15 protein-coding genes are annotated in these 14,651 nt (G+C 35.8%); 5 read left to right on the forward strand and 10 right to left on the reverse strand.

The features are described from left to right. Positions 1-242: 242 nt before the first annotated feature. From BW951_RS02485 to pdhA, 9 genes are all read right to left on the reverse strand, one after another. Positions 243-854 (reverse strand): inorganic pyrophosphatase, encoded by a 612-nt coding sequence (locus tag BW951_RS02485; RefSeq protein ID WP_076390334.1) that lies wholly within the window; start codon positions 852-854, stop codon positions 243-245. A gap of 22 nt (positions 855-876) precedes the next feature. Next, positions 877-1,389, reverse strand: a complete 513-nt coding sequence (locus tag BW951_RS02490; RefSeq protein ID WP_076390335.1) for a DUF7935 family protein — start codon at positions 1,387-1,389, stop codon at positions 877-879. A 77-nt stretch (positions 1,390-1,466) separates the two neighbouring features. Next, the gene (locus BW951_RS02495) at positions 1,467-2,333 is read right to left on the reverse strand and encodes a hypothetical protein (protein ID WP_076390336.1); all 867 of its coding nucleotides are present in this window, start codon (positions 2,331-2,333) and stop codon (positions 1,467-1,469) included. Then, positions 2,330-3,007 carry a RadC family protein gene (gene radC, locus BW951_RS02500; RefSeq protein WP_076390337.1) on the reverse strand — a complete coding sequence of 226 codons (678 nt, stop codon included), beginning with the start codon at positions 3,005-3,007 and terminating at the stop codon, positions 2,330-2,332. Before radC ends, BW951_RS02495 begins: the two co-directional genes overlap by 4 nt. 20 nt (positions 3,008-3,027) lie before the next feature. Then, positions 3,028-3,609 (reverse strand): murein L,D-transpeptidase catalytic domain-containing protein, encoded by a 582-nt coding sequence (locus tag BW951_RS02505; RefSeq protein ID WP_076390338.1) that lies wholly within the window; start codon positions 3,607-3,609, stop codon positions 3,028-3,030. Between the two features lie 11 nt (positions 3,610-3,620). Next, complete coding sequence (locus BW951_RS02510) at positions 3,621-4,289, reverse strand: ABC transporter ATP-binding protein (protein WP_076390339.1); 669 nt, start codon at positions 4,287-4,289, stop codon at positions 3,621-3,623. 60 nt (positions 4,290-4,349) lie between these two features. Then, the gene (locus BW951_RS02515) at positions 4,350-5,339 is read right to left on the reverse strand and encodes a bile acid:sodium symporter (RefSeq protein ID WP_228427469.1); all 990 of its coding nucleotides are present in this window, start codon (positions 5,337-5,339) and stop codon (positions 4,350-4,352) included. A gap of 140 nt (positions 5,340-5,479) precedes the next feature. Further along, entirely contained in the window at positions 5,480-7,099 is a 1,620-nt protein-coding gene (locus BW951_RS02520) for a pyruvate dehydrogenase complex dihydrolipoamide acetyltransferase (protein ID WP_076390341.1), read from the reverse strand. A gap of 108 nt (positions 7,100-7,207) precedes the next feature. Beyond that, the gene (pdhA, locus tag BW951_RS02525; protein ID WP_076390342.1) at positions 7,208-8,209 is read right to left on the reverse strand and encodes a pyruvate dehydrogenase (acetyl-transferring) E1 component subunit alpha; all 1,002 of its coding nucleotides are present in this window, start codon (positions 8,207-8,209) and stop codon (positions 7,208-7,210) included. 127 nt (positions 8,210-8,336) lie between these two features. Between pdhA and BW951_RS02530 the strand changes: the two genes are divergently transcribed. Then, positions 8,337-8,939 carry a phosphatase PAP2 family protein gene (locus tag BW951_RS02530; protein ID WP_076390343.1) on the forward strand — a complete coding sequence of 201 codons (603 nt, stop codon included), beginning with the start codon at positions 8,337-8,339 and terminating at the stop codon, positions 8,937-8,939. Positions 8,940-8,947: 8 nt separating this feature from the next. Then, positions 8,948-9,436, forward strand: a complete 489-nt coding sequence (locus tag BW951_RS02535; RefSeq protein ID WP_076390344.1) for a BlaI/MecI/CopY family transcriptional regulator — start codon at positions 8,948-8,950, stop codon at positions 9,434-9,436. Between the two features lie 54 nt (positions 9,437-9,490). On the opposite strand, the gene BW951_RS02540 is transcribed toward BW951_RS02535, so the two are convergent. Next, complete coding sequence (locus BW951_RS02540; protein ID WP_076390345.1) at positions 9,491-9,895, reverse strand: RNA recognition motif domain-containing protein; 405 nt, start codon at positions 9,893-9,895, stop codon at positions 9,491-9,493. A 429-nt stretch (positions 9,896-10,324) separates the two neighbouring features. Between BW951_RS02540 and BW951_RS02545 the strand changes: the two genes are divergently transcribed. The 3 genes from BW951_RS02545 to BW951_RS02555 all read left to right on the forward strand — a co-directional run bounded on the left by BW951_RS02545 (position 10,325) and on the right by BW951_RS02555 (position 14,421). Next, entirely contained in the window at positions 10,325-10,726 is a 402-nt protein-coding gene (locus BW951_RS02545) for an acyl-CoA thioesterase (RefSeq protein ID WP_076390346.1), read from the forward strand. Further along, positions 10,723-11,283, forward strand: a complete 561-nt coding sequence (locus tag BW951_RS02550) for a helix-turn-helix domain-containing protein (protein WP_076390347.1) — start codon at positions 10,723-10,725, stop codon at positions 11,281-11,283. Before BW951_RS02545 ends, BW951_RS02550 begins: the two co-directional genes overlap by 4 nt. A gap of 297 nt (positions 11,284-11,580) precedes the next feature. Further along, positions 11,581-14,421 carry a heavy metal translocating P-type ATPase gene (locus tag BW951_RS02555; protein WP_076390348.1) on the forward strand — a complete coding sequence of 947 codons (2,841 nt, stop codon included), beginning with the start codon at positions 11,581-11,583 and terminating at the stop codon, positions 14,419-14,421. Positions 14,422-14,651 lie beyond the last annotated feature (230 nt).

Genomic DNA, 14,651 nt, shown 5'->3' on the forward strand with positions numbered 1-14,651 from the left:
CCTTTTTTGTTGCGGGCGGAGCATAAACTGGAGGTTTACGAACGTGTTCAGGAGCCCGTAACAAAAAAGATACAGTGGAAAGCAGGAAACAGCTCCTAAAAAAAATTAAAAATTGACAATATCTCGTTTTTTATGTTTTCGAAAGGTGTGATTTCGGAATTCTTATTACAATACAGAACTCTTAAAAAGAAAAAGGATAAACGAAAACCGTCTATCCTTAATTTATCCGAAATAAAGAGAATTTATCCTCCGTATTTGTTTGAATAATCTTCCTGAGAAGCTTTGATTACTTTTTTAGCGTGCTCTGCTCCGTAAACTTCCTGAATTCTGCATTTTGCAGGCTCATCCGGTAAGTTTTTATAAGTAAGGAAGTAGTGCATTAATCGTTTCACTTCTGCTTCCGGCAGTTCTGAAATATCTCTGAAATGTCCGAATGCGTGATCTCCGATCATTACTGCTACGATTTTATCGTCTGCTTCACCTCCATCGATCATTTTGAAACCTCCGATTGGAATAGCTTCCATTAACAAACCTCCTGCGTGAATGTTGTGAGAACTTAAAACGCAGATGTCTAATGGATCATGATCTCCCATCGTAACGTCTGTAGCGCCTCTTTCAACTGCTAAATTCATTACTGCGCTGTCGCAATAGGTTCTTGGAACAAAACCGTATAATGCCGGAATAATATTTGAGAATTTCTGAGGTCTGTCTACCTTTAAAAATCCTGTTTCTTTATCTACTTCGTATTTAATAGTGTCTGAAGGAACGATCTCCACGAAAACATTTACAACATTTGGCGCATCTTCTCCTGCAGAAATTCCGTGCCATGGATGTGCTTTAAAATTTGGAATCATTATTTAAAATTTATTTTTTTAGTTAAGCTATTATTAAAATTTCTTTTCTTAAATCTTCAATGGTCATAGAAATATAGTCTTCTCCTTCCATATAGTTCATCAGAAAAATAGTTTTGAACTCATCAAGGTTTGCATTTCCGTTGATTCCTTCATAGGTTCTGTGAAGAAGTTCTATAACTGCGTTTTTGGAATCGACAATGTTTTTCCATGAATTTTTGGTGATGTACAATTGCTGGGAAGCGTTGTAATCGAATTCTTCATTGATCGCTTTTTCAGTCAGGAAAATAAATTCATGGGCTGCAAGCCCTTTATCAAATCTCTGGATAAGATTGGAAGGTTTTAATCTTTCCATAAAAAGCGTCATTCTTTCGTAAGACTGGGTTTTATTTTCGGAATTGGACTTTACAGAAAGTAACCTGATTTCCTGTTCTTTAAGTTTAATGTAAGTGAATACAAACTGTCTCAGCAAAACCAAAAAAGGTATTGCAATAATCAATGCAAAAGCATAGGGTAAATATCCTGAAAAACTTGTCATAATTTGAGGTAGCAAAATTACTAATATTTTCTCAATCTATATATGAAAAATCCACAATAAAAAATCCAATATCTTATCTAAAAAAACTTTTTTAGAATTTTATTTTCGAGAGTAGGATATTCCTGAAGTTCTGCGCCAAAACTTTTAAAAAAAACCTCTATTCCCCGGATGTTGCTTCCCATAAAATTAAATTTCTTTTCATGAATATAAAAACTCAGAATTTTATCAATAAGAAAGGAAGGTCCGTTTTCATCTTTATACTCTTCATCGTTAATAAGTCCCAACAAAGAAAGCTGATCTTTTTCGTCAATCAAAACTGCGATATTGATTAGTTTTTCATCCAGATAGGCTCCTGAAAGCTTCAGAGAATTATTGGTGTAAAGAAAATTTAAGTATTTTCTGTATTTTTCTACATCTCCATTTTTAGAAAGCCCTTTAAAGTTTTTCTGCATGAAAGAAAAGCTTTCTTCGCTGAAATCAATTTCTTTATAAATAAGATGTTGAGCGCATTTTGCCGTAGATTTTCTTCCTTTGAAATATTTTTTTCTTCTCAGCAGAATATAATCTGAAATCTGGATTGTGTAATTTTTCTTTTTATCCAAATCCTGCGAAAAAGAATTGTAATGATTGAAAGAGTATGAAAATATGTTATATCTGTTTTTCAGAAAATTCAGGAACTGATCATTGATTTTAAAATCATCTTTAGATGAAAAAACACCCAGTTGTTGACAAAAAAGCGGCATAACCACTAAATTTAAAGCAAATTTTCTTTTTAAAGGAACCGGCATCACCGCTTCATAATCATTATAAACCAAAATATGCCAGTTTCCCGAAAGCTGATCTAAAACTTCTTTTCTTGCATACCAGTTTTTCTGTGCAGAATTTTCAAGACACTTAGAATATTTATCAAAATCTATTTCATTGTATTTCAATCTTCTAATCATAATAATCCGTCGTCTGAGAAACTAAAGTATGAATTCTGTGTCACAATAAGATGATCCAGGAGCTGAATTCCTAGCGTCTTTCCTGCTTCCTTTATTTTTTGAGTGATTTCTATATCTTCTCTGCTTGGCTTCAGATTTCCAGAAGGATGGTTGTGTGCCACGATAATTCCTGTCGAAAAATGATCTAAAGCTGTTTTAAAAAGGACTCGAATATCCACAATCGACTGATTAATTCCTCCCTGTGTAAGCTGAGCAAGATGAATGACTCTGTTGCTCTGATTCAGAAAAATTGCCCAAAAAGCTTCTGTCCGGAGATCCGACAAATGATTTCTGAAAATCTGATATGCTCCGTCGCTTCCTGAAATCACAGGTTTCTCAGGAATTTCCTGACTTGCTCTTCTTCTCCCGATCTCCAAAGCCGCAATAATGGAAATAGCTTTTACCTCTCCCACTCCTTTAAATTTCATTAAATCTTTTAAAGACAACAGGCTTAACTGATGCCAGTTGTTATTAACAGATGCTAAAATTTTTCTTGCCAGTTCAATTGCCGTTTCATCCCTGCTTCCGCTTCCCATAATAATGGCAAGCAGTTCAGAATCAGAAAGCGAACTTTTACCTTTCCGTAAAAATTTTTCTCTCGGTCTGTCGTCTTCGGCAAGGAGTTTAATGCGCATTTTTTTAGTTTAAAATAAAATTAGTAAAAAGCATATAAAATAATCGTTTCCTTTGAACCGTCAATAAACTTAGAAGTTTCGTTGAATGCATTTTTAGAAAGCATAGGACATCCAAAACTTAAACAGGCAGGATTTGCAGATTCTTTGTCGGGAATACAATAATAAGAATGCAATACAATTGCTCTGGCTCTTGCATTGCTGTTCGTTTCATCCAGACCATTCAGTCGATAGGCTTTTCCGAATTTTCCGGAATAACTCTCCCGGATTTCGTATTTTCCTAAAGAAGACTGGTGAGAACCATCAACATTGCTGAATTTCAACGCGGAAGAGTTTTTTACAACAGATCCGTCACCATGAGCAACAATTGCTTTCTGCAGGATTTTATTGTTCTTCAGATCGTAAACAAAGTAACGGTATTTCCCTGAATGAATTTTAAAATTGATAAAAACAGCAAGGTTCTGATTGTAATTTTTTCCTTTAATAAAATTCTTTACTTCCAAAATTTTAGATTTAGGCAAATCTTCAACAGTATTTGAAGCCTGAGAATCAAATTTTGAACAAGAAATAAAGAAAAGAAATAAAAAAATAAAGTGTTTCATCATTTGCGGAAGTTTTATTCGATAATCATTCCGTCTTTCATCACGAGCTTTCGGTCTGTAATTTCCGCTAAATTCGGGTTATGCGTAACGATCACAAAAGTCTGATTGTATTTATCTCTCAGATCAAAAAACAATCTGTGAAGTTCATCCGCATTTTTTGAATCTAAATTTCCGGTAGGCTCATCTGCAAAAATGATTTTCGGTGAGTTGATTAAAGCTCTTGCTACTGCTACTCTTTGCGCTTCCCCTCCCGAAAGCTGGTTGGGCTTATGGTGCAGTCGCTGTTCAATTTTTAAATCTTCAAACAGAGCATATGCCTTTTCTATAGCTTCTTTTTCGTTGGCTCCTGCTATTTTCGTCGGTAATAAAACGTTTTCTAAAGCTGTAAATTCCGGCAATAACTGATGGAACTGAAATACAAAACCGATATTCTGATTTCTGAATTTAGAAAGCTGCTTATCATTCATATTGATGAAAGATTCTCCGGCAATTTCTATTTCCGTATCAAATTTATTCGAAGTGGTTGGCTGATCCAGTGTTCCCAGAATCTGCAAAAGTGTAGATTTTCCGGCACCGGATTCTCCCACAATTGAAACCACCTCTCCTGTTTTGATATGAATATCAACGCCTTTCAGTACTTCTAAATTCCCATAAAATTTATGGATATTCCTTGCTTTAATCATGATTCAAAAATAGTGAATTGATTTAAATCTGAAAAGCAATAAAAATATAATTTACAGGGATTATATTTTTTGCAAACGATATTTTTTCTCAATTTTATTGGCAAGCCAGCTCACGTAAAACAACTGAAAACTATGATAAATCATCACAGGAAGCAGAAAAAGCACTTTCTGATCTTCCGAAATCCCTAAAACCATTATGAAAAGACTTCCGTGAACCAGAGATTTTTTAGATCCGCAGAAAGTGGCTGTAATTACATCTTCTCTTTTAAAATGAAGCTTTCGGGAAATCAGTTTTAAAATTCCGTAAACCGAGAAAAATAAAGAAACGACACTGAGCGCAATAATAAGAAATACCGAAGAAGGAACTGAGGCAAACACATTTTGTGAAAAAGCTTCGGAAAAACTTTCGTAGACGATGAGTAAAATAATCATTTTATCAAATTCCGCAATAATTTTCGCATACTTTGTCACCCAGTTTTTCAAAAACGGGTTTAAAATTAATCCTAAAATAATCGGCAGTAAAACTTTAAGTAAAAGCTGCTGGATAATTTCTGCATTATTAATATTTTCCTGATCGGGCTGTACAAAAAAACTCATCAGTAAAGGAGTCATGACAATTCCGATAATTCCTGAAATAGAGGCATTGAAAATAGCGGAAGTTACGTTTCCTTTCGCGATAGAAACCATAACGACTGAAGAAGAGACTGTTGAAGGCAGACTTGCCAGAAAAAATATGGAAAGCCAGGTAACGAAAAATTCAGTATCTTTTACAAAACCATAAAATAAAAATACAAGCAGCGGAAAAATAATGAATGTTCCGGCTTGAACCAAAAGATGAAGTTTCCAGTTGGAAATATCTTTGATGATTTCTTTGATATTCAGCTTTAGTCCATACAGAAGGAAGATCGCTGCAATTCCCCAGTCTATAAACGCTGATAGATTAAAATACTGATTGTATTCGCTTCTGAAAGGAATCAGTTTACCTGCTGCAACCATTACGATTAGCAATAAAAGAAAAATATTTTGTTTATCTAATTTTATTCTGCTCAATTTCATTTTTTAAAAGTAGCAAGGATCATTCTAAAATCTTTGTGACCATATTAAAATCACCTTAAAATTATCTTAAAAGCAAAAAGGTCTACCGAATTTCTTCCGGTAAACCTTTTTAAATTGTATATCTAAACAGAAAATTACAGTAACAATGTTAAAGGACTTTCCAGATATGTTTTTAAAGTCTGTAAGAACTGTGCTCCTGTAGCACCGTCTACTACTCTGTGATCACAAGCCAATGAAAGCTTCATGATGTTTCCAACTACGATTTGTCCGTTTTTCACAACAGGTTTCTCGATGATGGCTCCTACTGAAAGGATCGCAGCATTTGGCTGATTGATGATGCTTGTAAATGTTTCGATTCCGAACATCCCCAAGTTTGAGATAGAGAAGGTAGAACCTTCCATTTCGTTAGCTTTAAGACCTTTGTTTTTCGCTCTTGAAGCCATATCTTTTACCGCAGCAGAAATCTGCGTGTAATTCATCTGGTCTGTATTCTTAAGAACAGGAACTACCAATCCGTCCGGAATTGCAACTGCTACCCCAATGTTGATGTTTCCTCTGTGAATGATCTTATCTCCTGCCCAGCTTGAATTTACCTGTGGATGTTTTCTTAAAGCAACTGCAGTCGCCTTAATAATCATATCATTGAAAGAAATTTTGGTATCCGGTAAAGAATTGATCTCTTTTCTTGCCTCAATTGCTTTATCCATGTTGATTTCCACCATCAGATAATAGTGAGGCGCAGAGAACTTACTTTCGGAAAGACGTTTTGCAATTACGTTTCTTACCTGTGAGTTCGGAGTTTCCGTATCTTCACCCTGTACGAAGCTTAATGCAACCTGAGCCGCCGCAGGACTTGCAGATGGAGCTGAAGCCGCTGGTTTAGCCGCAGAAGGCTGATAATTTTCAATATCTTTTTTAACGATTCTTCCGTTTTCTCCGGAACCCTGAATACTGTTGATGTCTACGCCTTTATCCTGAGCCATTTTCTTCGCTAAAGGAGAAATGGCAACCCTGTCTGTAGAGGAATGATCTGCAGCCGGTGCCGCTTTTTCTTCTGCTTTAGCTTCTGTTTTTTGTTCAGCAGGTTTTTCTGATGATGAAGCAGCCGCTTTCGGAGCGCCAACTCCTGAAACATCTGTACCTTCTGGTCCTATAATTGCCAAAACCGAATCTACCGGAGCTGCTCCTCCTTCTTCAACACCTTGTTTCAACAACACTCCATTGAATTCAGATTCGAAATCCTGAACGGCTTTATCTGTTTCGATTTCAGCAAGAAGATCTCCTTCTTTTACGGTATCACCAACGTTTTTGTGCCATTTCGCAACCTTGCCTTCCGTCATTGTATCCGAAAGTCTTGGCATGGTAATTACTTCCACCCCTGCAGGAACTTCCGCAGAAGTCTGTTCCACAGTGGTAGAACTGTTTTCAGTTTTAGATTCTTCTTCTGTTTTTTTCTCTTCGGAACCACCTTGAGCCGGAGCTGCTGCACCGCCAGTAAGTCCTGAAATATCTTCTCCTTCATTACCGATAATTGCCAGAACAGAATCTACCGCTGCTGCATTACCTTCTTCCACACCAACATATAAAAGAGTTCCTTCCATTTCAGATTCAAAATCCTGAACCGCCTTATCTGTTTCAATTTCAGCTAAGATATCGCCTTCCTTTACTTTATCACCTACTTTTTTATGCCATTTTGCCACTTTTCCTTCCGTCATTGTATCGGAAAGACGCGGCATTGTAATTACTTCTGCCATAATTTTTTATAATTTGAAAATTTGGGATTTTATGAATTTGAAAATTAAAAAAGATATGATAATAAATCATTTTCAAATTTTCAAACTTTCAAACCGATTTATTATCTTTTAGTTTTCTAATTTGTCTAAGAACGGATAGTCTTCCTGAGCATATACATACTCGTAGATCTTCTCTGCATCCGGATAAGGAGAGTTTTCCATGAACTCGATACATTCTTCCACAAAATCTCTCGATTTGTTATCCATCGCTTCCAGTTCTTCTTCTGTTGCCCAGCTGTTAGCCAAAATTCTTTGTTTGATCAGCTCGATAGGGTCATCATTTTTGTGAAGCGCAACTTCATCTTTAGATCTGTATGGTTCTGCATCAGACATAGAGTGTCCTCTGTAACGGTAAGTTCTTGCTTCAATAAAAGTAGGTCCGTCTCCTCTTCTTGCTCTTTCAATTGCTTCATAAGCCGCTTCAGCCACTTTTTCAGGATCCATTGCATCTACTGCAAGACAAGGCATTTCGTATCCTAAACCTAATTTATAGATATCTTCGTGGTTTGCTGTTCTTTTAACAGAAGTTCCCATTGCATACTGGTTGTTCTCTACAACAAAAATTACAGGAAGCTTCCAGTTCATTGCCATGTTAAACGTTTCATGTAATGAACCCTGTCTAGCCGCTCCGTCTCCGAAGAAACAGATATTTACCGCTTTTCTGTCAAAATATTTATCTGCAAAAGCAATACCTGCTCCCAAAGGAATCTGTCCTCCTACAATACCGTGACCTCCGTAAAATCTGTGCTCTTTGCTGAAAATGTGCATAGATCCGCCCATACCTCCGGAAGTACCTGTAGCTTTACCACAAAGTTCTGCCATGATTCTTTTAGGATCTACTCCCATCGCCATCGGATGGATGTGGCATCTGTAAGCAGTGATCATACTATCTTTAGTTAAATCCATTGCATGCGTAAAACCTGCAGGGATCGCTTCCTGACCGTTATACAAATGTAAAAAACCTCTGATTTTTTGTTTTAGATAAAGAGAACGGCATTTGTCTTCAAACCTTCTCCACATTGTCATATCTTCATACCACTTCAGGTATACCTCTTTAGAAAATTCTTTCATGTGTTGAGCTCTTGCTAATTTATTATGAAATAGTTGAGCAAAATTATAAAAAAAACTTCATTTTTATTGTATACCTACCTATTGTTTTTTTGGTTATAGTATTATATTTACATCATTAAACCTTAATATGGAAGAAAAACAGCCTTCATTATTGCATAAAACATCAAGAATTATATCCGATTTTTTCAATCCTTTGCTCTCTCTGTTTATATTTTTCGTTTACATGAGTTTTCTGAAATACTCTCTGAAAGAAGCCATTACCTCATTTCTTCCTATATTAATAATAGTAATTGCTCCTGTCATTATCTGGCTGGTCTGGAATGTAAAAACGGGAAGATATACCAATATGGATGTATCCAACAGGGTACAGCGAAAAACTTTATATATTTTTATTGCAGCTTCTGTGATATCCTATATCGGCTTTAATTATTTCAAAAACGGACAGATCGATTTTGTAATGCTCTTTATTCTGATATTGCTTTTTGCATTGCAGATCAGCAATTATTTCATTAAAAGTTCGATGCATACTGCATTTAATATATTTGTAGCTGCTTTATTTTTTGCGCTGAATACCACAATGGGAATCATCTGGTTAGGCATTGCGATACTCGTAGGAATTACAAGAATTATTCTAAAACGACATACCCCAAAAGAAGTGTTCATGGGAGCCGGAATTGCTTTTATAGTATCTTTTCTTTACCTTTATTGCAATATTCAGTTTCAACATTAAAAATTTATATGAAAATCAATCATCTTACATCTGCGGAAGAAAATTTAATGAAGCTGTTCTGGAAGCTGGAATCATTTTATTTAAAGGATATTATGGAACAGCATCCTGAACCCAAACCCCATCAGAATACCGTTTCCACATACCTTAAAATACTGGTTGAAAAAGGATATCTTTCTACGGAAAAGGAAGGAAGGATCTTTAAATACTCCGTGATTGTACCTTTGGAAGAATACCGGAAATTTTTATTAAAAGAACTTTCACAGCATTTTTTTGACAATTCGGGTAAGGAAATTTTAAATCTTCTGCTTCAGGAAAAATTAATTTCTCAGGAAGATCTAAAGGAACTCAATCCTGCAATAGAGATAAAACCTCTGAAAGTAAAAGAAGAATTTGAGTATGCCAATGAAATTCTGAATCCTAAAAAGGAGAAAAAGAAAAACAAGGATAAGGAAAAAGACAAAGACAGGAAAAAGAAAAAAAAGAAGGAAAAAGAATAATTCCTTTAAAAAAGATCATAAAAAAAGCGGTTCCAAAAGAACCGCTTATATTTTTTACCAACGTTTTCCACCGCCGTTTCCGCCGCGATCTCCTCCACCGTAGCCACCGCCACCGCTTCTGTTACCGCCACCGTAGCCACCGCCACCTCTGTTGTTACCTCCGTAACCGCCACCTCTGTTACCTCCACCATTGTTGCTGAAAGTTCTTCTTGGCTTTTCTTCTCTTGGTTTAGCTTCCGAAACGTTAAGTTCTTTTCCGTTGAATTCTTTCTGGTTAAGAGCTTCAATAGCCTGTTGTCCTTCTGCGTCCTCCATTTCGACAAATCCGAAACCTCTAGAACGACCAGTTTCTTTATCTGTAATGATTTTTACAGAAGAAACTTCTCCAAATTCTGAAAATAAATCCTGCAACTCATAATCTTTAGTTGCGTAGTTGATGTTTGAAACAAAAATGTTCATCTTGATTAATAAAATTAAAATAAGTTAAAAATGATTTGGTTTATAAAAGAAAAACAACATAAAGAATGAACAAATATTGATTCCAGATATAATACAGGTGCAAGATACGATTATTAATTTCATATCAAAGCTTTTTTTGAAATTATTTCAATAAATTTTTCAATCAAAATATTATTTCGTTAAAAAGTATTAATTTATCATGAAATATTTATGAATAATCATTAAAAAGAGTGACATCTACAAAATAACGGAACACCGTGACCTCCTACTTTGGATAAATTTAAATCCAAAACATGAATCTCAAAAGTAAAAACCATACGCTCCAAAAGAAATAATTGAGAATATAAATATTTCTTTTCGGATTACTGAATCTAAATCTTTTGACAAAGCCGGTTATAAAAGCTAAATTTGTACAGTAAAATTTCAGATATGAACTATCACACAAGAAAATGGGTAAAACCGGAAGACCTTAATCCCAATCAGTCTCTTTTCGGAGGAAGGCTGTTGCAGTGGATCGATGAAGAAGCTGCGTTGTATGCAGTTATTCAGCTTGAAAATAAAAAAGTAGTCACCAAATTTATCTCAGAAATCAATTTCGTAAGCTCCGCAAAACAGGGTGATATCATTGAAATCGGGATCGAAGTTTCGGCGTTCGGCTCAACTTCTCTTACTTTAAGATGTGAAGTGCGAAACAAAATGACCCATCAAACCATCATCACCGTCGACAGAATTGTTATGGTAAATCTCGACGAAAACGGAAATCCTGCTCCTCACGGAAAAACGAAAGTGGAATTTGTGAAAGACAGATTGAACAACCAAAGCTCCTTATGAAAATTTTCATAAAAAATATGGTCTGCGGCAGATGCATTTCTGCTGTGGAAGCTATATTTGCTGAAGCAGGCATTCCCTTAACATCAATCACTCTCGGAGAAGTGGAAACCCAGCAGGATATTTCAGTTCATGATATGGAAAAACTGGAAAATCTTCTCCTAAAAACAGGCTTTGAAAGAATAAAAGACTCTGCCCATCAGTTAATTGAGAAAATTAAAAATTTAATTATTGTAAAAATCAGCGAACTGGATATCGCTGAAAGTTTTCTTTTGTCTGAATTTTTAACCCACAAACTGCATAAAGAGTACAGTTCTCTTTCAAAAACCTTCTCTCAGAACGAAAACATCACGCTTGAACAGTTTTTCATTCTTCAAAAAATTGAAAAAGTAAAAGAACTTCTTTTATATAATGAATTTACTTTAACAGAAATCGCGGGAAAACTCGGCTATAAAAGTGTTCAGCATTTATCTTCCCAGTTCCGAAACAGCACCGGCTTCACTCCTACTGAATTTAAAAAACTGAAAATTCACAACAGAAAACCGCTGGACCAAATTTAATTGGTTGGAGAATATTTAGAGTTTGAGAGCTTTTTGGGTTTAAAATCGCGCAGATTTGTCGGATTAAGCAGATGTTTGTGTAAATTCCTCTTGTATTTAAATAAAAAAAGAAACTGCGTAATCAATCTGCCAAATCTACAAGAGAAATTAAAAAAAACACTCTTACCCTAAAACTCCAATACCCTAAAACACAAAAACCCTCCCACTCATAAAACAGAATTCTGTAAACATTATCCTTAAATTTATAACAGGCTTCCGATTGCTTTTTGGAAATTTGTACCATAAATCAGAAGGATCATGGAAAAGCAATATAAAATTCTCGGAATGACCTGTTCCGGATGTCAGAAAAAGATTTCTGAAAAGCTGAACAGTTTAGAAAACATAAAAGCTGATATTCATCTCGAAAACAATACGGCAACCATTATCTCCGACAAAGAATTTGAAATCAATACTTTAAATAAAGTACTCGAAGAAATCGGCAACTACAAACTGGAAGATCCGGACAATCCTGAAAAAACGTTCATTAAACCACAGGACAGAGTTTCTCCGTCTTCGGTTTACTATTGCCCAATGGAATGCGAAGGAGAAAAAGTTTATTTTCAGCAGGGCAAAAGATGTCCTGTCTGCAATATGTATCTGGTTCCTATTGAGGAAAAGCACGCAAAAGATCCGAATTTTAAATCTGCTTATTCCCAAACAAATTTGCCTGAAAATTTCAAAGATAATATCGGAGAATATTATTGCCCGATGTTCTGCGAAAGTGATAAAATTTATCCCGAAAAAGGAGATTGCCCTATTTGCAATATGCATCTGGAAGAAATTACAGAAGATTTAGTTAAAAATTCCACTTCAAATTCGCATCAACATTCTCACGATCACACCCATCATCAAGAAGCACCGAAAGTAACCGATGCAATGGCTGGAAAATACTATTGTCCGATGTATTGCGAAGGCGATAAAGTCTACGACAGCAATGTCGGGTGTCCCGTTTGCGGAATGGATCTCGTAAAATATCCTGAGAAAAAAGCGGCAAAATACACCTGTCCGATGCATCCTGAAATCATTCGTGACGAACCGGGAGACTGCCCGATCTGCGGAATGGACCTCGTAAGAATGCCCGACAAAAAAGAGGAAGAAGATGAAACCTACAATATATTAAAAAAGAAATTCATCATTTCACTGGCTTTTACGGTTCCCGTTTTCATTCTTTCGATGGGCGGAATGTTTTTTGATTTTCCTTTTTCTCATCAAATTCAGGGAATTATTGAATTGATTTTAACGCTTCCTGTCATATTGTATTCAGGATGGTTTTTAATGAAAAGAGGATTTGTTTCTTTCAAAACAGGGAACTTAAATATGTTCAGCCTGATTGTTCTGGGAGTTGCAGCCGCATTTATTTTCAGTATTGTCGCCCTAATTTTTCCTGATATAATTCCGCATGAAATTCGTGGCAGCCATCATGAAATTCCTTTATATTTTGAAGCGGTCTGTGTTATTTTAACGCTGGTTATTTTGGGACAGCTAATGGAAGCTGCGGCGCACAAAAAAACAGGAAATGCTATCCGTGAACTGATGAATTTATCACCCGATGAAGCCAATCTTATCGTTAACGGAGAAGAGAAAAAAGTACTGCTTTCACAGATTAAAATCGGCGATTTATTAAAAGTAAAACCGGGGGAGAAAATTCCGGTGGACGGAAAAATAACGGAAGGAAGTTCTGTAGTCGACGAAAGTATGATTACAGGAGAGCCGATTCCCGTTGAGAAAAACGTTGATGATAAAGTTTCTTCCGGAACCATCAACGGAAATCAGTTTTTCATTATGAAAGCGGAAAAAGTCGGCGACGAAACCCTGCTTTCCCAAATTATCAGGATGGTAAATGAAGCAAGCCGAAGCAAAGCCCCGATTCAGAAACTTACAGATAAAGTTTCTAAAATATTTGTTCCTGCTGTTATATTGATTGCCGTTTTAACCTTTATTCTGTGGCAGATTTTCGGTCCGGAAGGTCAGAAACCCCTGTTTGCTTTTGTCAATGCGGTCGCTGTTTTAATTGTGGCCTGTCCTTGCGCTTTAGGTTTGGCAACGCCAATGTCTCTGATGGTAGGAATCGGGAAAGGTGCAAAAAACGGAATTCTGATTAAAAATGCAGAAGCTCTTGAACAGATGAATAAGGTAAATGTGCTGATTACCGATAAAACAGGAACTTTAACGGAAGGAAAGCCTTCTGTAGAACATATTGAAACAGTTGATAAAGACGAAAAATTCATTTTAAAATTAGCCTATTCATTAAATCAGAATTCGGAACATCCGCTTTCAAATGCAGTGATTAAAAAGGCAAAAGCTGAAAGTATAACTCCTGAAAAAGTAGAACAATTTGAAAATATTTCCGGAAAAGGAATCAAAGGAAATATTAACGGGAAAATGGTTTTCCTTGGAAACAAAGGTCTTTTAACCTCACATCAGATTTCAGTTCCTCAAAATATAAAACAAAAGGCAGAAGAAATCCAGGCGAAAGCACATACCATTTCTTATGTCGCTCAGGAAAACGAAGTTTTAGGATTCATCAGTTTTACCGATAAAATTAAAGAAAGTTCTAAAAAAGCAGTTCAGCAATTATTAAATGAAGGAATTGACGTCATCATGATGACCGGAGACAATCAAAACACTGCAAAAGCCGTTGCAGAGGAATTGGGAATCAGACATTTTAAAGCAAACTGTCTTCCTGAAGATAAATTAAATGAAGTAAAAAAACTTCAGAAACAAGGGAAAATTGTCGCGATGACCGGCGACGGAATCAACGACTCTCCCGCTCTAGCTCAGGCAAATATCGGAATTGCGATGGGAACAGGAACCGATGTTGCCATAGAAAGTGCAGAAATTACTTTGCTGAAAGGAGATATTTTAGGCGTTGCAAAAGCCAGACTATTAAGTGAAAAATTACTGAAAAATATTAAGGAAAATCTGTTCTTTGCTTTTATATACAATATTTTGGGAGTTCCCGTTGCGGCAGGATTATTGTATCCGTTTTTTGGAATCCTGTTATCTCCGATGATTGCAGCAGCGGCGATGAGTTTTAGTTCTCTTTCTGTCATTTTAAATTCTTTGCGACTGAATTCGGTGGATCTGGAAATTGAGTAAATTTTTCTCGCAGATTTGGAGACTAAAATCACTGATTATCAACAAAAAAGTTCACAATAGCTTTTAAAAATCTTTGATTTTTATTGTTTTGAGAACTTTAAAAATTCTGATAATCGCTGTATGAATGTCTTTTGCAACTTTTGCGGTTAATTCTGAATTTGTTTAAAACAGGCTTATTAATAAACGTAAATAATAACAGTACAATTATCTCCCAAATCTGCGAAAGCAAA

It is taken from the genome of Chryseobacterium gambrini (assembly GCF_900156825.1).
GTDB classification, from domain to species: domain Bacteria; phylum Bacteroidota; class Bacteroidia; order Flavobacteriales; family Weeksellaceae; genus Chryseobacterium; species Chryseobacterium gambrini.